The following is a 22,001-nucleotide window of genomic DNA, read 5'->3' as shown; positions in this document are numbered from 1 at the left end:
GCATCATCTCCATGATGACAATCCACCGGCTTCAACTTCCTTAACGGGACTCTCCTTTCCCAACTCCATCTGCCGATATGCTTAGAATACGCAGCTTGCTCGGTTTAAGCTATTGGCCATCGGCCTAAATCTGTGTAAGCCATTTCTTACACTTTTCCTCAAATTTCATGGCGTCTTGCTGCCCTGCTTATAATCCTGAGCCAAATCATCGGTCACGATTTTTTCTTCCCGCTCGGCTTTTTCAATGCCTTCCTGAATCGCCTCCTGCGCTTCTTCTTCATCGGCTTCAGTCTGTTCCAGCTCTCCCTGAATGTGCTCAAACACCCGACCGGTCTGTAACACCACATAGACCGGAAAATGATCTGAGCCCATATGTGGCAAACGCTTCATCTCCACCAAGGCAAAATCGGTACTGTGAAACACATGGTCCAGCGACCAGCGCAATAAGGGATAATCTGCATGGAAAGTATTGACATAATGCCGGCCGACGCGCGGGTCCAGCAGGCCACTGATGCGCTGAAACAGACGTGTGGTGCGGGACCAGGCCACATCATTCAGGTCGCCCATCACAATACAGCTTTCATCCAGATCTTTAATCTGATCGCCGACAATTAATAGCTCGGCATCACGCAGGGTCGAATCTTTGGCTTCAGTCGGACTCGGCGGTTTTGGATGCAGACAATACAGCTGCACCGGCTGGCCTGAACGCAGGATCACTGTGGTATGAATTGACGGAATTTCATCACTAAGGATAAATTTCACTTCAGTTTCTTTTAAGGGCAGGCGGCTATAGAGATGCATGCCATATAAATTGTCCAGCGGCACCGGCACGCGATAAGGATAATCCGGTTCAATCACCGCCAGCTGCTGCTGCCAGACCGTATCGGTTTCCAGCGTCAGTACCAAATCGGGCTTGTATTTCCGGATTTCAGCAATGAGCAGGTGATATTTCTGGTTGGTGGTCAGCACATTGGAGACCATTAACGAAATTTGCTGATCAGGGTTCAGCTGCTCCGGCTTGACCTTTTTGACCTGCTTTTTCCAGATAAAGGTATAAGGCAGCACCATTTTCAGCTGGTACGCCAGAGCGGCAATCAGACCGGTTAAAATCACATAGCGCGGCGTATCCCAGGCCGCATCCCACAGCAGCATCAGCACAAAGGCCACAATCCCCAGCACCAGAACCTGCAATCTGGGAAAATCGGCACCTCGAAACCACCATTCATCGCGCGGAATCAGCGACCAGAAGCTGATCCAGATGACGAAAATGGCCAGCATTTCCACCCAAATCATATGCACCTACTTAGAAAGTTCATTTTTCTCGTTTTTTTTAAATAGAAATCTAACGTTATCAATTTTGTATGTAACACAAACAAGTTATTTCACTCAATAATAATGATGTTTTGATTATGTAGAGCTTGCAGTTGTGTCCCCTTTTGATACACTCATACTCCTTTTTGTTTTTTTACGCACCGAGGCAAAGTGACATGAAAGTAGGTCTGGTCGGTTGGCGCGGGATGGTAGGTTCCGTCCTTATGCAACGTATGGTTGAAGAGAATGATTTTGCTCATTTTGAGCCATTTTATTTCTCTACCAGTAATGCCGGTGGTGAAGCACCAGCGTTTGGCGGTAAAACTGCCCCAGCACTTATGGATGCAACGGACATTAACAGTCTGAAGCAAATGGATGTCATTATTACCTGTCAAGGTGGCGACTATACCTCAGACGTGTTCCCGAAACTGAAAGCCGAAGGCTGGAACGGTTACTGGATTGATGCAGCATCTACCCTGCGTATGGATGATGAAGCAATTATCGTACTTGATCCGGTGAACATGAACGTGATTAAAGACGGTCTGGTGAAAGGCACCAAAACATTTGTTGGCGGTAACTGTACGGTTTCACTCATGTTGATGGGCTTAGGCGGTCTGTTCCAGAACAATCTGGTGGAATGGGCAACCTCGATGACTTATCAGGCAGCTTCGGGTGCAGGCGCACAAAACATGCGTGAACTGATCACCGGTATGGGCTACCTGTATAACAACACCAAAGAACTGCTGGATGACCCACGCTCTCCAATTCTGGACATCGACTCTAAAATTGCTGAACTGCAACGTGGCGAAGGTTTCCCGTCAGCCAACTTCGGTGTACCGCTTGCCGGTTCTTTAATTCCATATATCGACAAACAGCTGGAAAATGGCCAGTCGAAAGAAGAATGGAAAGGTCAGTCTGAAACCAACAAGATTTTAGGCAACCAGCAAATCGTACCAATTGATGGTCACTGTGTCCGTATTGGTGCCATGCGTTGTCACTCTCAGGCCCTTACCCTGAAACTGCGTAAAGATGTACCTCTGGATGAAATCGAAGATATCATCGCCAGTGCCAATGACTGGTCGAAAGTGGTACCAAATACCCGTGAAGCCTCAATGACAGATTTAACGCCTGTTGCAGTAACCGGTACCTTAACTGTTCCTGTGGGCCGTTTACGCAAGCTGAACATGGGTAAAGAATACCTGGGCGCGTTCACCGTCGGTGACCAGTTACTGTGGGGTGCGGCAGAACCGTTACGCCGTATGCTACGCATCTTAATTGACTACAAAAACGCGTAAGCCTTTTAAGCAAAAGTAAATTACAAAAAGCCGATCTGAAAAGATCGGCTTTTTATGTAACTAGCCTGTAAATATTTTACAATCGACTTACAACTCGCTAATCTATTCTTTTCGCTATGCGATAAATGACCGAGCTAACGATTAAGATGACCGTATATAACAAATTAAAGATCGCGATTTTAGCTATTCTTGCCTCACAACATATTCATGCGATTAATGTCGATCCTGTTCAGATTCAGTCAGCACCTGGGGAATTGCTGTATGCTGAAATGAACTTCCGTCAGTCCAATGTCAATGCGCCAATTGAAGTCAGTCTGGCCTCGGCAGAAGACTTGATGGCCATTGGTGCCAGCCATCGTCCACCGGGTCATTTAAATTTCTTTACCCGACGTGATGGTGCCGGCAACGGGGTGATTACCATTACCTCTTCTCGGCCACTGACCGATACCGAACTGAATATTGTGGTCAAAATTCGTGAAGGCTCGGCCACGCGTTTACAGCATATTAAAACCTCACTAAAACGTAGTACCCTGGCAGAACAACGCGCGCAGTTGCAACCGAAAGAGCAGCCACTAACACCGGTCATGGTCGTGAATGAACGGGACATTGCCTTAAACTTGCCGACCAGTACCGCCTATACCACAGCCACGGCATCTGCCAGCACCACGCGCAGTGTAGAAGCACCCCTAGCGATTCAAGCCAGCCCGCCACCGGCTTTAAGTCCATCAACCACACCAGCTGTCAGCGCAGCAGCACAGCCGGCTGCAAGCCCAGTGTCAGCGGTTACGCCATCGACTTCGGCGACATCAGCTCAACCGGCCTCTACACATAACGCGGGCAACACAGCTGCCGTAAATACAGCTGCTTCGGTTTCAGCAGATCCACTGGTCAAGAAATATGCCGAGCAGTTAAAAGCTCAGCAACAGCAAGCACCGGCAAAGCCGGCACCAGTTACAGCACCCAAAGCACCTGCTCCATCTGCGCCAGCATCAACCACAGCACGGCATGTGGTGCAATCCAATGAATCGCTATGGGCAATTGCCTCACGTATTGCCGCAGAGAACCAGCAGCCGGTCGGCGAAGTGATGCAGCAGATTAAAGCCCACAATGAACATGCCTTTATTCAGGGCGATGCCAACCGTTTACGCCGCGGTGCAACCTTGAATTTACAGGCCGTCAGCAGCGGGCAAAAAGCCGCGAAAAAGACCGTGCCAATCCCGGCAACCCAGCCTTCACGCCAGTCTGGCAAGGCCAAATACCGGATCAGTCAGGCCGAAATGAGTCTGGTGGCAGAAAATCAGCAAGATTCTGCCCAAGGTTCTGCCAAAAAGAACACACAAAGCGCGCAAACCTCAGAAGAGTTGTCACTAAAAGTTATGACAGCGCGTGAGAAAACCGTTAAATTACAGAGAAACGTAACACAGTTAGAATTGGCATTAAGTCAGAAGGATCAAAGAATTCAATTACTCAATGCGCGTCTTGCTGAATTGCAACAACAGTTGAAAAAGCAACAAGCCGAAAATAAGCCAAAACTCTAACGTATTACTCAACATGATTTTTTCAGGAGAGATGGTTTATTCCTCTCTGCCTAAGGGGTAGCAACATGCTGATTTATGTGATTCCATTTATTTTGTTACTGGTCATCGCGCTGGTGTTAAAAAAGCGTGAAGCCAATAAAGAATCCGAACCAGCAGCAAAAAAACCGGCTGCAGCCAGTAAAACCAAGGCCAAAAAAAGCACCACTACGAAAAAAACTACGGTTAAAAGCACTGTAGTGGCCGAGCCTGTTGCCGAACCACAAGGAAGCACACCACTTCCGGCAGATTTACGCCAGACCATTGAAACCCAGATTCGTGACCGTAACTTTTTCTCGGCCGAAGCGCAGATTAATCAGGCCCTGAAACGCGACCCGACGTTGCATGAGCTGTATCTGCTGTTACTGGATGTGCATCTGACCCAAAAAGATGAATTTGCCACCCGCCAATTGCTGGATCATCTGAAGAACCTGGGACTGGAAGATATTCTGGCTCAGGCCAATGCCAAGGTAGATGCGCAAAAAGCCCCGCAGGCCAAAGAAGAACTTATTGAATTTACCCCAGCAACGCCTGTAGCAGTTCAAGCCACACCTGCTGAAAAAGCCCAAACTACCGCAGATTTTGATGCCCTGATTCAATCCAGCAGTTCAAGCACAGCCAGCACGTCATTTGACCAGCTACAACAGTCACTCAAAACTGAAACGCCTGCCGAAGCAAAAACAGAGGAACTGCCAGCACTGGATCTGGAATTTACCCCAAGCACTCCGGCTGCGCCTGTTAACACCCCTGCGCCAGCAAAAACAGAAGAGGTTCAGCCTCTTGAATTTAATCTGTCTTTTGACTCGGCTGCCAGCACCCAAGTGGCTGCACCGGTAACACCGGTTGAGCCAGTGACTCCGGCTGCACAAGAACCTCAGGCACTGGATTTCTCGTTTGAGCTGGAAAAGACTGCAACTGAAGCCACACCTGCGACCACACCAGCTGTCACCACCCCACCTGCGGAAGAAAAATCAGAATTTAGTTTTGATTTCTCGATCAGTCCTACACCGGTGGCTGAACAGCCGGTAGAACCTGCGGTTACCGCACCAGCAGACACTGCACCGCTATTCCAGTTTGACTTAGATAGCGCACCAACCATTGAAGCGACACCAGCAACGCCTGAAGCACCAATGGTTGAAGAGCCCGCTATTGCTGCGGTGGCGGCAACTGCAGTGGATCCGCATGATCCGCTGATTCAGTCCTTCCCTGAACTGGCCGAAGTCAATGAAATCCAGCTGAATCTGGAGCTGGCTCAGCAATATATTGAGCTGGGTGCCTATGATGCGGCCCGTGCCCTGCTGGCAGAAAAAGAAGCAAACTATTCTGCAGCACAGCAGCAACACGCCACGCAGTTACTCAATCAAATAGCTTCTTAAAGTAAATCTCACTAAGATAAAGCAGTCATCCTTGGCTGCTTTTTTTATGATGAAAAAAATTGCATTAATTTATATGGGCGGTACCTTTGGCTGTGTCGGCGAGCCACTCAGCCCCATGCCTGCAAAGCAGTTTCTTCCCCAGCTGCGTCATGTGCTACCGCTGCATCTATCGGTAGAATGTTTTGTGGCGCCGGTGATTCAGGACAGCAGCCGCTGTACCGCGACCGACTGGTTACGTCTGGTGCAGTTTATCCAGCAGCTGCAGTTACAACAGTTTCAGCATTTTGTCGTCATTCATGGCACCGATACTTTAAGCTATGCCAGTGCCGTGCTGGCACACTTTATCGCGCAGTCTGCACATGTAGTGCTGACTGGCAGCCAGTATCCACTGCTGACCATAGATGGACAGAACACCCGTGACTTCAGCGATGCGCTGGATAACCTGAATTTCGCCCTGGAATCGGTGCTGCAATTGCCGGTTGGCGTGTATCTGGCGTTTCATCATCAATGTTTCCATGGTCGCAGCGCCTTAAAATGCCACACCACTGAATTAGATGCTTTTCAGGGTCAGGCCGCCAGCAGTGCTTTACATCAAAAAGAACAAGCCGCCTACTTGGTACAGGCTGCAGATCTGGACAAAGCACAACACTTCAACTGCATGAGTGTGATGATGCAGCCGATCGGTTTAGAGCAGCAGCTCGCCAATTTGAAACTGATCGCCCAGCAGCCACCGCATTGCCTGATTTTACAAGGCTTTGGTACTGGTAATCTGGCTGTAAATGAAACACTCCTGACGTTGCTGCAGTCCATACAGGCGCAAGATTGTGCCGTGATTCTGACCACCCAAGTGCCATTTGGCCCATTGGATCAGCGTTATGCGATCAGCAGCTGGATCCAGAACAGTAAAATTTTAGTCAATGATGGCTTTGGACATGCAGATCTGTATGCAAAAGCATTAAAAATGTATTTACAATACCCGCGCAGAGAACAATGGCAACAGCATTGGTATGACTAAGGCCAATTTGAGGTGAATATGCAACGTTTTGCGGTCGGGATTGAATTTTGTGGTATTCGCTACCGGGGCTGGCAAACCCAGCAACCAGGCGTCCCGAGCGTGCAGGAAACGCTGGAAAAGGTCCTCTCCAAAATTGCCGATGAACCGATTATCCTGCATGGCGCTGGCCGTACCGATGCCGGCGTGCATGCCACCAATATGGTGGCACATTTCGACACGGCAGCCATTCGCCCTGAACGCGGCTGGCTGATGGGAGCCAATAGCCAGCTACCCAAAGACATTGCCATTCAGTGGATTAAGGCTATGGACATGGATTTTCATGCCCGCTTTAAGGCCTGTGCGCGCCGCTACCGTTATGTGGTCTATAACCATCCACAGCGCCCGGCCCTGCTGCATAAACAGGTCACCCATGCCTACTATGCGCTGAATGTCGACAAGATGATTGCTGCCGCGCAAAAGTTTGAAGGCACGCATAATTTTGAAAGTTTTCGTGCCGCAGCCTGTCAGTCCAATCAGCCGGTCCGTACCGTCAGCCATTGCCGCCTGATCCGTCATGGGCATTATTTGGTGCTCGATATTCAGGCCGATGGTTTCCTGCATCATATGGTGCGGAATATCATGGGCTGTCTGCTGGAAATTGGCCAAGGTATGTATGATATTGACCATATTGATACAATTTTTGCCGCACAGGATCGTAAAGCGGCTGGCATTACCGCCCCACCCGATGGCCTGTACTTTATCCAGGCGCACTATCCAGAGCAGTTTGACTTGCCTCAAGTGCCTTTAGGTCCGCATTGGCTGAATATGCCGGAATAATTGTATTCCGCCCCCCTTTTACTCAGGGAGTGGTTTCATTCTTGCCACTCCAAGCTTTAAAAACGAAAGTCACCCTTGCATCAAGCGGCAACTCTAAAAAAATCCCCCTTTAATCAAGGGGGACTGCGGAGATGCTTAACGCTGTTTACGTTTCCGGTACTCGACCGGTGTTTCATTGGTCCAGCGTTTAAAAGCCCGGTAAAAGGTGCTCGGTTCAGAAAATCCGGTCAGATACACAATCCGCTCCACGCTTTCATTGGTATTGGCCAGCAGTTTTTTAGCCAGACGGCAACGATAATCCGAGAGAATCTGCTGGAAACTGGTATTGGCCTCACTCAGCTGGGTGCGTAAACGACGCGGCGTGATATTCAGCTGCGCTGCCACGGTTTCCAATGTGGTTTCCCCACTTTCTAGGGTCGACCCAATCGCCCGGCGTACTTCACCGACCAGATCATAACGCGCCAGTTCCTGCAGCTTCTCCAGCGCCAGCTGCTCATGTAACTGCAACAGCTCCGGCTCGGCCTGCCACAGCGGATATTCTAAAATAGAGGGATCGAAATACAGTCGTGTTTCATTCTGCCCCAGACTGACCGGGCACTCATAGACCCGGAAATATTCATCATCGGCAGCGCCCTGCTGGAAATTAAAGTCGATATACAGCGGCTGGAATTTGCCTTCGGTAATAAACTTGAAGAAACGCAAAATGCCCGACATGGCACATTCAGAAAAGTGACGATTGACAATATTGTCAGCCCACGGCTGTTGACCATTGGTTAAATAACAGCGGTCATCTTCAATCACCAGTTTGGCATCAAAGGCATCACTGATTAAACGCTGATAGGCCAGTGCCCGTTTTAAACCTTCACCAAAATTTTCCGAAGAAATAAACAGATGCTCAATCACCTGACCACGATAGAGCGGCAAATGTTCACCCAGATGCAAACCAATATCCGGGTCACGGCTGACTTCTTCCGCCGCCACCCAAAACGCATACTGCGCGCCCAAAGGCGTACGATCATTGGCCTCAACCTGATTAAGTGCGACACCTGCTTTTGTTAATATTTCTTCGGTTGGCAAACCGGCACGACGAATCGCTTGGTAGCCTAATCGCAATACAACCGATGCATCAGTTAGCTGACCCACGCAAAGACCTTCCTTGTATGTTCTTCATTTATACTTAAAAAGATTGATTTTAGATTAACTGTGATTGACCAAACTGACAACCATCCACCACGTTTTTTTGTAGAAAAAATTTAAATGTTTTGTTCGCTTATTTTACTGACAGATGATTCATCTGCGGCGGGTTTCACCTTGATTTTTTCAAAAAAATTGACTATAATTTGCGCCTTTCCAATTTGATCATCAGGTAGGCTATGGCCAATAAAGAGGAACTCATCGAGTTCGAAGGCGTTGTCACCGAAACGCTTCCTAATACTATGTTCCGTGTACGTTTAGAAAACGGTCACGAGGTGATTGCCCATATTTCAGGTAAAATGCGCAAGCACTATATTCGCATTTTAACTGGCGACAGCGTGAAAGTTGAAATGACGCCTTATGACTTAACGAAAGGTCGTATTACCTATCGTGCACGCTAAGTTTTAGCGCAAGCAAAAAGCCACCTTCAACAGTGGCTTTTTTATTGGCTGCTGATGCTGTGTAACAGCCAAGAATGGCGTCGAGATCTGCCGCTTATCGAATATACACATATTTTTAGGCTGTCCTTGCCTAGAATGAAGTTTTATTCAATGGAGATCGCGCATGTTTGTCTCTCGCTCCGTTGCTTTGGCGCTCTTCGCGTTCAGTCTCTCCGCTTGTGTAACCACGCCGTCCAGTACCCGAGCTGAACGTGATGCCTATCTGGCCCAATTTGTCGGCCAGTCCAGCCAGCAGATTCGCCAGCAGCTCGATTTAAGCCTGCTCGGTTACGAACAGGTCAGTTCACCACAAATCAGCCCACAGGCGCTCACCTACACCGTTATACGCCCAATCAGCATTCCGATTCCTGTAGCGAATGCCCCGGCCACCGGTCCAGCCCATATTCCAGCGCCCATTGGCCCAGCCAACAGCTATAATGTTAACCTGCACTGCCAGATTGTGTTCCGGCTGGAACAGAATATTGCCCACTCTGTACACTATACCGGTCGCACCTGTTAAGCGCTGAATCTAGACCTAGCTATTCAATAGCCATAAAAAAACGCAGCCTGCAGCTGCGTTTTTTGATTTGCTGTCGAGACTTAGCCCAATGCCGCAACCACAGCCTGACCCATTTCCTGAGTACCCACTTTATTCATGCCTTCAGACATGATGTCAGCCGTACGTAAACCTTGATCAAGCACATTGCCCACTGCATCTTCAATCGCTTTCGCGGCAGCTTCTTCACGGAAGGTATAACGCAGCATCATTGCCACAGACAAAATGGTCGCCAACGGGTTGGCAATGTTCTGGCCAGCGATGTCTGGTGCTGAACCATGACATGGCTCATACATACCTTTGCCATTTTCATCTAGCGACGCTGATGGCAACATACCGATAGAACCGGTCAGCATTGCTGCTTCATCAGACAGGATGTCACCAAACAGGTTACCGGTTACCAGTACATCAAACTGTTTTGGCGCACGTACCAATTGCATTGCAGCATTGTCGACATACATGTGGGACAGGTTGATTTCTGGATATTGTTCAGCATGTAGCTGGGTCACGGTCTGCTTCCACAGCTCAGTCACTTCCAGCACGTTGGCTTTGTCCACCGAGCAGACTTTACCACCACGCAGTTTGGCCATTTCAAAAGCCACTTTGGCAATACGCTTGATTTCTGATTCAGCATAGACGTCGGTGTTAAAGCCCTGTTTCTCGCCATTTTCCAGCTCGCGAATACCACGTGGCTGACCAAAGTAAATCCCACCCGTCAGTTCACGTACAATCAGGATATCCAGACCCGATACAATTTCCGGCTTTAAGCTAGACGCATCAGCCAGTTGCGGATACAGAATCGCTGGACGCAGGTTAGCAAACAGGTTTAATTCGCTACGTAATTTTAACAGGCCACGTTCCGGGCGGATCGAACGCTCAATCGTATCCCATTTTGGACCACCAACTGCACCGAGCAATAAAGCATCGGCTTTTTTCGCCTGTTCAGACGTCACATCCGGATAAGGTGAACCATGCGCATCAATCGCGGCACCACCTAACAATCCCTGTTCCCACGTCAAGCCCAGATTGAACTTTTCATTAACACGCGTAAGCACCTGCTCCGCTGCTGTGACGATTTCTGGGCCAATACCGTCACCGGCAAGAATCAAAATATGTTTTGACATGAGTTTTTCCATTTCCTGTAGCAGTCAACGACTGTGGAGACTAAATTTTCTGTTCCACAAATTCCCCCAGTCCATGTAAGACATTATAAGGTTTGCAGAAACGTCGAATAATTTTCTGGTTTTGTAAAAGATCCACACACAGCGGCTCTGGCGCCGAAACATTCAGCAGACTGCCTTTATGCTTGCTGCGGTCACGGTACATTTTAAAAGTGTACGTTTGACGCGGCTTAAACTGATGAATGACGTGCAGGGTTTCGGCCTGATCACGGGAAATCGGATAGAACCGGATCACCACTTCATGCTGTTTAGCTGGAACCGACAGATATAGCGGATTAGGCTGCCGTAGTGAATCTGCCTGCAAGCGCACCAGTCCCTGCTTGATGGCTTCACGACTCAGACGCTGACTTTCAGCATCCATGATCATGACCCGGTTCAAGCGTTCAAACTCGCAATGCTCGGTACCTGAACAATAAATACGTGCATTGGATTGGGATGCCTGTGTCTCTTTTACCTGTTTTAGACGTGCTGTATCCCAGGTTTGACATGCTGTTAACAGCGTAGCCACTCCCCCCAATACAGCAAGCCGACGAAAAACCTTCAACATAGCCCGAGCCCAACCTCATCAAAAAGCAGAATATTTAAATTATTATGCCTTGAATGTTAACAAGAGTTCGACGCCCGTGCTATGCCTATTTACGAAATAACTTAAGCTTGAATTTCCGCAAACACCCACGGACGCGCGGCTTTGGTTTTCTCCTCATACGCGCGAATATCATCGGCATCTTGCAAGGTCAAACCAATATCATCCAGACCGTTTAACAGGCAATGCTTACGGAATGGATCAACTTCAAACTTGAATGCTTCACCGTTTGGCGTACGGACTTCCTGTGCTTCAAGGTCAATAGTTAACTGATAACCTTCATTGGCTGCACATTCCTTAAATAGCTGATCAACCTGCGCTTCGGTTAAAATCACCGGTAACATGCCGTTTTTAAAGCAGTTATTAAAGAAGATATCCGCAAAACTTGGGGCAATGACTGTACGCAAGCCGTATTCACTTAAAGCCCACGGCGCATGCTCACGGCTGGAACCGCAACCAAAGTTGGCACGTGAAATTAAAATGCTGGCGCCCTGATAACGCGGCTGGTTCAAGACAAAATCTGGGTTTTTAGGACGGATTGAATTGTCCTGACCCGGATAGCCTTCATCTAAATAACGCAATTCATCAAACAGGTTGTCACCGAAACCGGTACGTTTGATTGATTTCAAGAACTGTTTTGGAATAATTAAATCGGTATCGACATTGGCACGGTCTAAAGGTGCAACGATACCCTGTTCAACGGTATAAGCTTTCATATTTATGTTCCAATGAATCCGTAGTCTCTCTCACATCCGCTCCAGCAAGGAGCGGCCTGGGATGAGGGCTTAAACTTAGAATGAACGAACATCCACAAAGTGACCGGCAATTGCCGCTGCTGCTGCCATGGCCGGGCTGACCAGATGGGTACGACCACCATTGCCCTGACGACCTTCAAAGTTACGGTTTGAGGTCGATGCACAGTGCTCGCCTGGCTGTAACTTGTCGGCATTCATGGCCAGACACATCGAACAGCCAGGTTCACGCCATTCAAAACCGGCTTCCAGGAAGACCTTGTCCAAACCTTCTGCTTCTGCCTGCTGTTTGACCAAACCAGAACCTGGTACCACCATCGCCTGTTTAATGCTTGGCGCTACTTTACGGCCTTTAATCACGTCTGCCGCAGCACGGATATCTTCAATACGCGAGTTGGTGCATGAACCAATAAAGACACGATCCAGCTGGATATCTGCCAAAGCCTGACCAGCAGTTAAGCCCATATATTGATAAGCACGGGTCCAGTCATTGCGCTGTACCTCATCTTTGGCCTGTTCCAAAGTTGGTACTGCCTGAGAAACCGGAATGACCATTTCAGGTGAAGTACCCCAAGACACTTGTGGTTCAATCTCTTCGCCCTGTAATACCACGACAGTATCAAAATGCGCATCGGCATCTGAATGCAAGGTATTCCAGTACGCCACAGCCTGATCCCATTGCTCGCCTTTTGGTGCATAAGGACGGTCTTTTACATATTCAATGGTTTTTTCATCAACCGCGACCATACCGACACGTGCACCGGCTTCAATTGCCATGTTACACACGGTCATACGGCCTTCAATCGACATATCACGGAACACCTGACCGCCAAATTCAATGGCATGGCCCGTACCGCCTGCTGTACCGATTTTGGCAATAATCGCCAGCACCACGTCTTTCGGGGTCACGCCCTGGCCCAACTGACCATCTACGCGCACCAGCATGTTTTTCATTTTCTTCTGAATTAAACATTGCGTGGCCAACACGTGCTCAACTTCTGAGGTCCCGATCCCGTGTGCCAGACAGCCAAAGGCACCATGAGTCGCGGTATGCGAGTCGCCACATACCACCGTCATTCCCGGCAAGGTTAAACCCTGCTCTGGTCCAACTACGTGAGCAATCCCCTGACGGATATCGTTAATATCAAACTCAACGATATTAAAAGTCTTACAGTTATCGTCTAAGGTTTGCACCTGAATACGCGAAGTATCATCTTCAATACCGGCTACGCCCTGCTCACGCTCTTTTTTCGAGGTCGGTACGTTATGGTCCGGAGTCGCAATATTGGCACTTAAACGCCATGGCTGACGGCCAGCCAGTTGCAAACCTTCAAAGGCCTGTGGAGAGGTAACTTCATGCAACAAATGACGGTCGATGTACAATAAAGCCGAACCATCATCACGCTGTTTTACCAAGTGGTCATCCCACAATTTGTCATATAATGTTTTTGCTTTTTGGGTTTCGCCTGCCATGTCGATGTGCTCCACTGGACTGGGTAATTCTGTCATTAATTTCGATTATAACCACACAATTACATAAATCTAATTTATCATTTTTATTAGTTAAAAAACTTTATGGAATAAATATAATTGATTTTTGCTCAGATTAACATCTGATTAAAAATTCAATTTTCCGATTAAATTTTACAAAATATTCGTTTTTACAAATTAATTCGTACTGACTATGATGATGTTATCAGCACTGAATTGTAGATACGAGGAACATCATCATGGCGCATATTCAAAACTTTGTCGCAAACAACCAGCGAATGTTTAAAAAGACTTTTAGCTACTATGTGATGCACATTACGGTGGCCATGCTTGTCGGCTATTTCGTTACCGGCAGTCTGTGGATGGCCATTACCTTAAGCTTATTGGAACCAACAGTACAGGCGGTGGCCTATTTTATTCATGAACGCATGTGGGAAAAGAAAGCACAAGACGGCACAGAGGAAATCACCGCCTAGCCTATTTTTCGCCCGGTGTTCCTCCCAAAAGATCATCTTCAGGATGATCTTTTTTATTTTAATATAACTTAAATTACTGTTTTTAAAATATTTATATTCAAGTTATGGTTGTTGAACTTCAATTTATAGAAAAATAATCTTTGATTAATTCTAAAAATTTCTAAATAATAATTTTAAGCATAAAAAATCTTTATAGGTGATTGCGATGAATCTTGCAGCATTTGAAGCTTTTGTAAAAGTCATGGAAACCGGTTCGATTTCTCTGGCCGCCGATCAGCTGTTTATTACCCAGCCCGCAGTCACCAAACGGATTCATAGCCTGGAAGAATATTTTGGGGTCAAGCTGTTTGAGTCGGCCGGCCGTGGCGTGCAGGCAACCCATGCTGCGCATTCGCTGTTACCCAAAGTCAAAAACTGGCTAAATGAACTGGGCGATATTCATCATACTTTAAGCCATGAACAGGGCCAGGTGCAGGGTCGCCTGAAAATTGGCACCAGTCATCATATTGGCCTGCATCATCTGCCCGATCATTTGCGTCGCTATGTCCAAGATTTCCCCGATGTCACCTTAGATGTGCATTTTGTCGATTCGGAACAGGCGCATGAACAGGTGCTGGCCGGTGATCTGGAACTGGCCTTTTTAACCCTGCCGCCGCAAGGTGATGACCGGCTGCAATATGTCACCATCTGGAATGATCCGCTGGTGTTTGTGGCTGCGCCTTTTCATCCGCTGGCCCAGCAGAAAAGACTGAAACTGGAAGATTTAACCCAGTTCCCGAGCCTGCTACCAGCAGCACAGACCTATACCAGCCAGATTACCCTGGCCGAGTTTGAAAAACAGGGCGTGAAGCCGAAGATCACCATGAGCAATAACCCGCTGGAATCCATCCGCATGCTGGTGTCGATTGGACTGGGCTGGTCAGTGTTACCGAAAACCCTGATTAATCAGGACTTGCAACAGCTGGATATTAATCTGGAAATGAACCGCCAGCTGGGCATGGTCTGGCATCCGGGACGCACACAGTCCAAAGCGGCGCAGGCGCTGGTTAACTTTATGCAGCAGCCGGACTAGGTTCATCGACCGGTCGCATCCTTCTGTACAGTTACTGAACAAAACAGCACGCTGCTCCAAATTGGCGTAATTTGAAAAGACAAGGTGCCCGCACAAGACACCAGGATCTTTATAAAAATGATGCAGGAGCAGAGTGATGAACCAGACCACTTCCCCGCTTGCCTATTCCCCCTTCGTTCAGTTCAGCCCAGGCGCTCCAGCAGCGCCTAGCCGGCAGTGCACCGCCTTTACAGCCCAGTCCACGGCTGGATGTTATGCAGGCCGATACGCTACGTGCCACCCTCAAGCAGTATTTTCTGCAAACCTTTGACTGTTATGAATCATTGTTTAGCTGCCTCAACGGCGATGAGGCCTTTTATCACAAGCCGATTGCGCTGCGCCATCCGCTGATTTTTTACTATGGCCATACCGCGACATTTTTCATCAACAAACTGCTGCTCAGCAAACTGATTGAACAGCGTATCAATCCACATTTTGAATCCATCTTTGCGGTGGGTGTGGATGAGATGAGCTGGGATGACCTGGATGACAGCCGTTATGACTGGCCGACACCCGCGCAGGTCAAACACTACCGCGATCAGGTGCGTGCCACGGTGCTGGAAATTATTGAAAAGGCACCACTGAGCACGCCAATTGACTGGCAGCATTCGTGGTGGTCGATTCTGATGGGCATTGAACACGAGCGGATTCATCTGGAAACCTCCTCCGTGCTGATTCGCCAGCATGCCCTTGACTATGTCCAGACACAGCCACCATGGCGGCCAAATATCCTGACTAACACCGCACCAGAGAATGCGTTGCTTCCAGTGGCAGCCGGCCGGGTACAGCTCGGTAAGGAGCGGCACGACCCGGTTTACGGCTGGGACAATGAATATGGCCAATATCAGGCAGAGGTAGCGGCGTTTGCGGCCAGCCGCTATCTGGTCAGCAATCAGGAATTTCTGGCCTTTGTTGAAGATGCCGGCTATCAGAACACAAACTATTGGGAAGATGAAGGCTGGCAATGGCGCAGCTTTGCCCAGGCCGAATATCCGACCTTCTGGCGTAAACACGGGCCGGACTGGTCACTCCGGCTGCTGACCGAAGAAGTACCAATGCCGTGGGACTGGCCGGCGGAGGTGAATTATCATGAGGCCAAAGCCTTTTGCCACTGGAAAGCGAAGCAAACTGGTCAGCCAGTACGACTGCCCACCGAAGAGGAATGGTATCGGCTGGTACAGCTGGCTGGCGTAAATGAGCCGTCTGCACCTGCCAATCTGGCGCTGGCCTATGGTGCTTCCTCCTGTCCGGTCAATACCTTCCCGCATGGCGATTTTTATGACCTGCGCGGCAATGTCTGGCAATGGACCGAAACCCCGATTTATCCATTTCCGGGTTTTGTGGTGCATCCGATTTATGATGATTTCAGCACCCCAACCTTTGATGGCCGGCATAATCTGCTCAAAGGCGGCTCCTGGATTTCTGCCGGCAATGAAGCCGAGCTGGCCTCACGCTATGCCTTTCGCCGGCATTTTTTCCAGCATGCCGGTTTCCGCTATGTGGTTTCTGATCAGGAGCCGCTGGCGATTCAATCACAATATGAAACCGACCGGCTGGTGTCTGAATATCTGGAATTTCAGTATGGCCGTGAATATTTTGGCGTGGCCAATTTTGCCCAGACACTGGTGCAACTGGCCCTGACCCAGCTGGCCGACAGACCACGACGTAAAGCACTGGATATTGGCTGTGCTACCGGCCGCGCCAGCTTTGAACTGGCCCGTTATTTTGATGAAGTGGTCGGGATTGATTTTTCAGCGCGCTTTATCCAGAACGGCGTCAAACTGGCACAGGGCGAAACCCTGCATTACAGCATCTGCACCGAAGGTGAACTGGTGGATTATCATGCCTGTGATTTAGCCCAGCTTGGACTGGCGGAGGTCCGGGACAAAGTCCAGTTTTACCAGGGTGATGCCTGTAATCTTAAAGCGATTTTCAGAGGCTATGATTTTATTCTGGCGGCCAATTTAATTGACCGGCTGCATCATCCGGCGCAGTTTTTAAGCCAGATTCATACACGGCTGAATATGGGCGGCATTCTGATGCTCAGCTCACCCTATACCTGGATGGAAGAACACACTGTCCGCAGTGAATGGCTGGGTGGCTTTAAAAAAGATGGCGAAAACTGGAGCAGTCTGGATGGCTTAACAGCCTTGCTAGAGCCGCATTTCCGTTTAATGACTGAACCGCAGGACATCCCTTTTGTGATTCGGGAAACCCAGCGCAAGTTTCAGCATACCTATGCGCAGGTCAGCTTCTGGGAACGGATTGCCTAAATGGATAGAAAAGAAAGTGAGGGATCAGGCCAAATTCCGGATTTGGCCTGATGATCTGGAGATTTGAACGAACGATTTAACGGCGAGGCACAGAGTCTTCATGCAGCGCTTCATTCAGCTGGTCGACCGTAATGGCCCACTCCCCATCCGAGGCAATTTTTTCAGCTAAAAACTGACGTTGACCATCACTCCAGAATTCTGCATCCATAATATGAATTTCCGCCGCCAGTTGATGCTGGCCGATAAAATCTTGAATCGCCTGTTCGCTGGAGTCCAGGCCCAGTTGTTCAAACAGATTGGTCATTCTTGGTCGGGTTTGGCGCATGCGTGAATCTCCCTGTTGTTGTTCTTGTCTTCACCATAGCATATAAAACTGCAAATCCTAGTGCTGTTAAAAAAAATTCACCTTTTCATAAATTTGCAAGATAGATGACAACCGGCACAGACCAAAAAACAGGGCCAGTTATAGCGGCCCTGTCTGCTGATCTTGGTGTAGATGAACTGCGCTTTTATTCAGCAGCAATCGACCAGTCCTGAATCTCCCAGCCCTGCTCGACCGCCAAGGCCCGCAGACGATCATCCGGATTCACCGCAATAGCGTGGTCTGCATATTCTAGCAAGAAACGGTCATTGATTGAATCTGAATAAGCCCAGGATTCGGTCACCTCACGTCCGGCCAGCCACTGTTCCAGACGTACCAGTTTGCCCTGCTGATAACAGGCAGTATTGATGACCTTACCGGTATATTTGCCATCGACCACTTCGGCATTGGTGGCAATGATTTCGCTAATGCCAAATTCACGGAAAATTGGCGCAGTAATAAAATCCGAAGTCGCGGTAATGCCGACCAGTGCATGTCCGGCCTCACGATGACGCTGAATCGCCTTAAAACCTTCCGGGCGCATTTGTGGACGAATCACTTTTTGCATAAACAACTCATGCAGTTCGGTCAGGTAGTGTGACTCGTGCTGGGTCAGAAATTCGAATACAAATTCGTTATAGGCAATCGGGTCAAGCTGGCCAGCTTTGTAATCTTCATAAAATTTGTCATTCATGGCGCGGTGATGAACCGGATCGACCAGACCTTCATTGACTAAAAACTCACCCCAGGAATGATCCGAATCTGTATTTAACAAGGTGTGATCGAGATCAAATAGCGCCAATTTCATGAAAATACTCGTAAAAACTGAAATTTAAGAAAAAATTTGTAAATCTATCTCCGCTAGTCGATAGAAATTCGTTAAGATCATAGCAATTTTAACATTTTTAAACTTTGCTTTTTTTCGTGTTGGATACAGAAATAAAAATCCCCGGAAGCAAAGGCATAATTTACAGAATATTTAGGTAGCCAAATGATCGACTCAGAAGGTTTCCGACCCAATGTCGGGATCATTTTGGCAAACGACTTTGGACAGGTTTTATGGGCAAAACGCATTGGACACAATGCATGGCAATTTCCACAAGGAGGTATCCAGCATGGAGAAACCCCTGAGCAGGCACTTTATCGTGAGCTGAGAGAAGAAGTTGGCTTACTGCCCGAACACGTTCAAATTATCGCACAAACGAAAGGTTGGCTGCGTTACCGTTTGCCGCACCGTTACATCCGGCCCGATTCCGATCCGGTATGTATTGGTCAAAAACAGAAATGGTTTTTACTCAAACTCACGGCCTCGGCCCAGTTGATTCAGCTCAACCTGTCCGATCCGCCCGAGTTTGATCAATGGCAGTGGGTCAGTTACTGGTACCCACTGGGTCAGGTCGTGAATTTCAAACGCGATGTGTACCGCAAGGCGATGGTGGAATTATGTCATCAATTGCCATCTAAGAAAGCCTGAAAAAAGCTGTATGATCATGCAGATTTTTTAAACGACTCTTGCTATAAAGAGAACAGAACTGGAACGCTGATTTGGAGCAGACTTTATGTCGAATATGCAACTGGATACCCTAAGACGCATTGTGCAGGAAATTAATGCGTCCACCAGTTTGCATGAATCGCTCGACATTATGGTCAATCAGGTTGCTGAAGCTATGCATGTCGATGTCTGCTCCATTTACCTGCTTGACGAGCGCAACCAGCGTTATCTGCTGATGGCCTCTAAGGGCTTGAATCCTGAAGCGGTCGGCCATGTGTCTCTGCATACCGGTGAAGGTCTGGTGGGGCTGGTCGGCCAGCGTGAAGAAATCGTCAACCTGGACGATGCACCGAAACATGAACGCTTCCTGTATTTACCGGAAACCGGCGAAGAAATTTATAATTCCTTCCTCGGCGTGCCGGTCATGTACCGTCGTAAGGTCATGGGCGTACTGGTGGTGCAGAACAAGGAATGTCAGGACTTTAGCGAAGCGGCTGAATCCTTTCTGGTCACGCTCTGCGCCCAGCTCTCTGGCGTGATTGCGCATGCGCATGCCGTTGGCAATATTGATGTCTTTCGTAAACCCAGCAATCTGCCGGCCTACAAAACCTTCCAGGGCGTTTCCGGCTCGGGCGGGATTGCGCTTGGCCGCGCGGTCATTCTCTATCCACCAGCAGATTTGGCCGCGGTACCCGACCGTGAAGCCGATGACATCAGCGAAGAACTGAAACTGCTCGACACTGCGCTGGATGCCGTGCGTCAGGAAATTCAGGCGCTGGATGACAAAATGCAGGATGCGCTGATGGCCGAAGAACGCGCCCTGTTTAGCGTGTTCCTGCGTATGCTGGATGAAAATGCCCTGCCGGCGGAAATTAAAGAACTGATTCGGGATGGCAATTGGGCACAAGGTGCGGTGCGGATTGTCATTGACAGCCACATTGCCCAGTTTGCCCAGATGGAAGATGACTACCTGCGTGAACGGGTTTCCGACTTAAAAGATCTCGGCCGGCGTATTCTGGCCTATTTGCAGGAAGCCGATGCCAGCCACCGCGAACTGACCGATGAAAGTATTCTGATTGGTGAAGAAATCTCGACCGCGGCACTGGTGGAATTACCGGTCGATAAAATTGCCGCAATTGTCACCACCGAAGGCGCCATGAACTCACATATGGTGATTGTCGCGCGCGCACTGGGTATTCCGACCGTGGTCGGGGTGACTGAACTGCCGATCAACACCCTCGATGACGTAGAAATGATTGTCGATGCGCATCAGGGCCGGGTGTTTATTAATCCGCCACGGCGTTTACGCACCCGCTATAAAGAAATTCAGAAAGAAGAAGAACTGATTGCCAAAGACCTGAAACAGTATGAAACCAAGGACGCCGTTACCCCAGACGGCGTGACGGTCAAACTGTATGTCAATACCGGTCTGATGATTGATGTGGTACGCGGGGTACAACGTGGTGCCAAAGGGGTCGGCCTATACCGCTCTGAAATTCCGTTTATGCTGCGGGATCGTTTCCCGGGCGAAGAAGAACAGCGTGCCATTTACCGCCAGCAGCTGAGCCACTTTGCCAATAAACCGGTGGTAATGCGTACCCTGGATATTGGCGCAGACAAAGACCTGCCGTATTTCTCGATTGAAGAAGAAAACTCGGCACTAGGCTGGCGCGGGATTCGCTTCACCCTCGATCATCCGGAAATTTTTTCTTCGCAAATTCGCGCCATGCTCAAAGCCAGTATCGGCCTGAACAATCTGCACATCCTGCTGCCGATGGTCACCAGCGTCAATGAAGTTGAAGAAGCGCTGTATCTGCTGGATCGTGACTGGCATGCGGTACAGGAAGAAGAACAGGTCAAGATCAACAAGCCGCGTATCGGGATTATGGTAGAAGTGCCCAGTGTGCTGCTACAGATTGATGAATTTGCCGAACTGGTCGATTTCTTCTCGGTCGGCTCCAATGACCTGACCCAGTATCTGCTGGCGGTAGACCGTAATAATCCACGCGTGGCCAACGTCTATTCGCATTTTCACCCGTCGGTGCTGCGCGCGCTGACCCGTCTGGTCAAGGAATGTCACAAGTACGATAAACCGGTCAGCATTTGTGGTGAAATGGCCGGTGATCCGCTATCTGCGGTGCTGTTGATGGCGATGGGCTTTAATACCCTGTCGATGAGTTCGAGTAACATTCTGCGCGTGCGTAAAGCGATTTGCCATGTGCCGATGAGCGAAGCACAGGAGCAGCTGGAACGGGTGCTGAAAATGAATAATTCGCTGATGGTGAAAAGCTGGATGGAATATTATTTTAAAACCCATGGTCTGGGCGATATGGTCAAGGCCTCTACCCGGATTGTTGGCGCTTAAGCCATATTTTGATTTAAATCAGACAGAATGAATAAGGGCGATAATCATCAGAATATCGCCCTTGTTTGTGTTTGCTATAGCCGCGTTTGGCATTCTTTTTCCGGTCGACAAAAACCTGGCTCTTGTTGACCTCATGCATATATTTAGCCACGAAGTTATGCTGAATCACTTCTGGCTGTTTTTTCTTTGCCATCACTTTATCCTTCCGGTTCATGATTTGAATGCAGGTGTTCCTGCGCTGTATTGATGGGTACATTTGCGCAAAATTCAAGCGCATTTTAGCCTTAAAACTGCGTTTTGCTTCCCGTCGACATCCCTTTGGAATGGGGAGTCAATCAT

At 48.8% G+C, this 22,001-nt stretch carries 21 protein-coding genes; 12 read left to right on the top strand and 9 right to left on the bottom strand.

Annotation, left to right across the window (positions count from 1 at the left end):
• Nucleotides 1–165: 165 nt before the first annotated feature.
• Nucleotides 166–1,293, bottom strand: coding sequence for an endonuclease/exonuclease/phosphatase family protein (locus ACPEPR_RS11740; protein ID WP_423562473.1), 1,128 nt, complete (start codon nt 1,291–1,293; stop codon nt 166–168).
• A 194-nt stretch (nt 1,294–1,487) separates the two neighbouring features.
• Here ACPEPR_RS11740 and asd point away from each other — a divergent pair, with 194 nt between their 5' ends.
• The 5 genes from asd (at nt 1,488) to truA (ending at nt 7,387) form a co-directional block, all read left to right on the top strand.
• Nucleotides 1,488–2,606: an aspartate-semialdehyde dehydrogenase gene (gene asd, locus ACPEPR_RS11735; protein ID WP_005182074.1), complete on the top strand. Its 1,119-nt coding sequence runs from the start codon at nt 1,488–1,490 to the stop codon at nt 2,604–2,606.
• A 125-nt stretch (nt 2,607–2,731) separates the two neighbouring features.
• Nucleotides 2,732–4,144, top strand: a complete 1,413-nt coding sequence (locus tag ACPEPR_RS11730) for a type IV pilus assembly protein FimV (RefSeq protein WP_423562472.1) — start codon at nt 2,732–2,734, stop codon at nt 4,142–4,144.
• A 65-nt stretch (nt 4,145–4,209) separates the two neighbouring features.
• Nucleotides 4,210–5,556 (top strand): fimbrial protein FimV, encoded by a 1,347-nt coding sequence (locus ACPEPR_RS11725; protein WP_423562471.1) that lies wholly within the window; start codon nt 4,210–4,212, stop codon nt 5,554–5,556.
• A 46-nt stretch (nt 5,557–5,602) separates the two neighbouring features.
• Complete coding sequence (locus tag ACPEPR_RS11720) at nt 5,603–6,571, top strand: asparaginase domain-containing protein (RefSeq protein WP_152342199.1); 969 nt, start codon at nt 5,603–5,605, stop codon at nt 6,569–6,571.
• Nucleotides 6,572–6,589: 18 nt separating this feature from the next.
• Nucleotides 6,590–7,387 carry a tRNA pseudouridine(38-40) synthase TruA gene (gene truA, locus ACPEPR_RS11715; protein WP_423562470.1) on the top strand — a complete coding sequence of 266 codons (798 nt, stop codon included), beginning with the start codon at nt 6,590–6,592 and terminating at the stop codon, nt 7,385–7,387.
• Between the two features lie 135 nt (nt 7,388–7,522).
• Here the strand turns inward: truA and ACPEPR_RS11710 are convergent, their stop codons facing one another.
• The gene (locus ACPEPR_RS11710) at nt 7,523–8,530 is read right to left on the bottom strand and encodes an AraC family transcriptional regulator (protein ID WP_005182061.1); all 1,008 of its coding nucleotides are present in this window, start codon (nt 8,528–8,530) and stop codon (nt 7,523–7,525) included.
• A gap of 230 nt (nt 8,531–8,760) precedes the next feature.
• On the opposite strand from ACPEPR_RS11710, the gene infA reads away from it, so the two are divergent.
• Nucleotides 8,761–8,982 carry a translation initiation factor IF-1 gene (infA, locus tag ACPEPR_RS11705; protein WP_001284370.1) on the top strand — a complete coding sequence of 74 codons (222 nt, stop codon included), beginning with the start codon at nt 8,761–8,763 and terminating at the stop codon, nt 8,980–8,982.
• 163 nt (nt 8,983–9,145) lie between these two features.
• Nucleotides 9,146–9,541, top strand: coding sequence for a hypothetical protein (locus tag ACPEPR_RS11700; RefSeq protein ID WP_168396154.1), 396 nt, complete (start codon nt 9,146–9,148; stop codon nt 9,539–9,541).
• Between the two features lie 80 nt (nt 9,542–9,621).
• Here ACPEPR_RS11700 and leuB read toward each other — a convergent pair whose 3' ends face one another.
• The 4 genes from leuB to leuC form a co-directional block, all read right to left on the bottom strand.
• Nucleotides 9,622–10,701 (bottom strand): 3-isopropylmalate dehydrogenase, encoded by a 1,080-nt coding sequence (gene leuB, locus ACPEPR_RS11695; protein ID WP_005182055.1) that lies wholly within the window; start codon nt 10,699–10,701, stop codon nt 9,622–9,624.
• Nucleotides 10,702–10,741: 40 nt separating this feature from the next.
• Nucleotides 10,742–11,305 carry a hypothetical protein gene (locus ACPEPR_RS11690; protein ID WP_016659592.1) on the bottom strand — a complete coding sequence of 188 codons (564 nt, stop codon included), beginning with the start codon at nt 11,303–11,305 and terminating at the stop codon, nt 10,742–10,744.
• Nucleotides 11,306–11,406: 101 nt separating this feature from the next.
• Complete coding sequence (gene leuD / locus ACPEPR_RS11685) at nt 11,407–12,057, bottom strand: 3-isopropylmalate dehydratase small subunit (RefSeq protein ID WP_045795487.1); 651 nt, start codon at nt 12,055–12,057, stop codon at nt 11,407–11,409.
• A gap of 75 nt (nt 12,058–12,132) precedes the next feature.
• On the bottom strand, nt 12,133–13,566 hold the full coding sequence (gene leuC, locus ACPEPR_RS11680) for a 3-isopropylmalate dehydratase large subunit (protein WP_005182046.1): 1,434 nt from the start codon (nt 13,564–13,566) through the stop codon (nt 12,133–12,135).
• Nucleotides 13,567–13,823: 257 nt separating this feature from the next.
• Here leuC and ACPEPR_RS11675 point away from each other — a divergent pair, with 257 nt between their 5' ends.
• The 3 genes from ACPEPR_RS11675 (at nt 13,824) to ovoA (ending at nt 17,444) form a co-directional block, all read left to right on the top strand.
• The gene (locus ACPEPR_RS11675) at nt 13,824–14,060 is read left to right on the top strand and encodes a DUF2061 domain-containing protein (protein WP_005182043.1); all 237 of its coding nucleotides are present in this window, start codon (nt 13,824–13,826) and stop codon (nt 14,058–14,060) included.
• A gap of 205 nt (nt 14,061–14,265) precedes the next feature.
• Nucleotides 14,266–15,132 carry a LysR family transcriptional regulator gene (locus ACPEPR_RS11670; protein WP_005182039.1) on the top strand — a complete coding sequence of 289 codons (867 nt, stop codon included), beginning with the start codon at nt 14,266–14,268 and terminating at the stop codon, nt 15,130–15,132.
• Between the two features lie 254 nt (nt 15,133–15,386).
• A complete protein-coding gene (ovoA, locus tag ACPEPR_RS11665) occupies nt 15,387–17,444 on the top strand; it encodes a 5-histidylcysteine sulfoxide synthase (RefSeq protein ID WP_423562481.1) in 2,058 nt (685 codons plus the stop codon).
• Between the two features lie 76 nt (nt 17,445–17,520).
• On the opposite strand, the gene ACPEPR_RS11660 is transcribed toward ovoA, so the two are convergent.
• Nucleotides 17,521–17,769 carry a DUF2789 family protein gene (locus ACPEPR_RS11660; RefSeq protein WP_005182035.1) on the bottom strand — a complete coding sequence of 83 codons (249 nt, stop codon included), beginning with the start codon at nt 17,767–17,769 and terminating at the stop codon, nt 17,521–17,523.
• Nucleotides 17,770–17,953: 184 nt separating this feature from the next.
• Nucleotides 17,954–18,613, bottom strand: coding sequence for an HAD family hydrolase (locus tag ACPEPR_RS11655; RefSeq protein ID WP_005182034.1), 660 nt, complete (start codon nt 18,611–18,613; stop codon nt 17,954–17,956).
• A 183-nt stretch (nt 18,614–18,796) separates the two neighbouring features.
• Between ACPEPR_RS11655 and ACPEPR_RS11650 the strand changes: the two genes are divergently transcribed.
• Both ACPEPR_RS11650 and ptsP read left to right on the top strand, forming a co-directional pair.
• Nucleotides 18,797–19,279, top strand: coding sequence for an RNA pyrophosphohydrolase (locus tag ACPEPR_RS11650; protein WP_005182032.1), 483 nt, complete (start codon nt 18,797–18,799; stop codon nt 19,277–19,279).
• A gap of 85 nt (nt 19,280–19,364) precedes the next feature.
• A complete protein-coding gene (ptsP, locus tag ACPEPR_RS11645) occupies nt 19,365–21,662 on the top strand; it encodes a phosphoenolpyruvate--protein phosphotransferase (protein ID WP_005182028.1) in 2,298 nt (765 codons plus the stop codon).
• Between the two features lie 13 nt (nt 21,663–21,675).
• Here the strand turns inward: ptsP and ACPEPR_RS11640 are convergent, their stop codons facing one another.
• Complete coding sequence (locus ACPEPR_RS11640) at nt 21,676–21,855, bottom strand: DUF7230 family protein (protein ID WP_005182025.1); 180 nt, start codon at nt 21,853–21,855, stop codon at nt 21,676–21,678.
• Between the last annotated feature and the right edge of the window lie 146 nt (nt 21,856–22,001).

The organism is Acinetobacter sp. AND/436, from assembly GCF_049546925.1.
Classification (GTDB): domain Bacteria; phylum Pseudomonadota; class Gammaproteobacteria; order Pseudomonadales; family Moraxellaceae; genus Acinetobacter; species Acinetobacter indicus.
The sequence above is the reverse complement of the archived record's forward strand: the minus strand, read 5'-3'. Positions and strand labels throughout refer to the sequence as shown.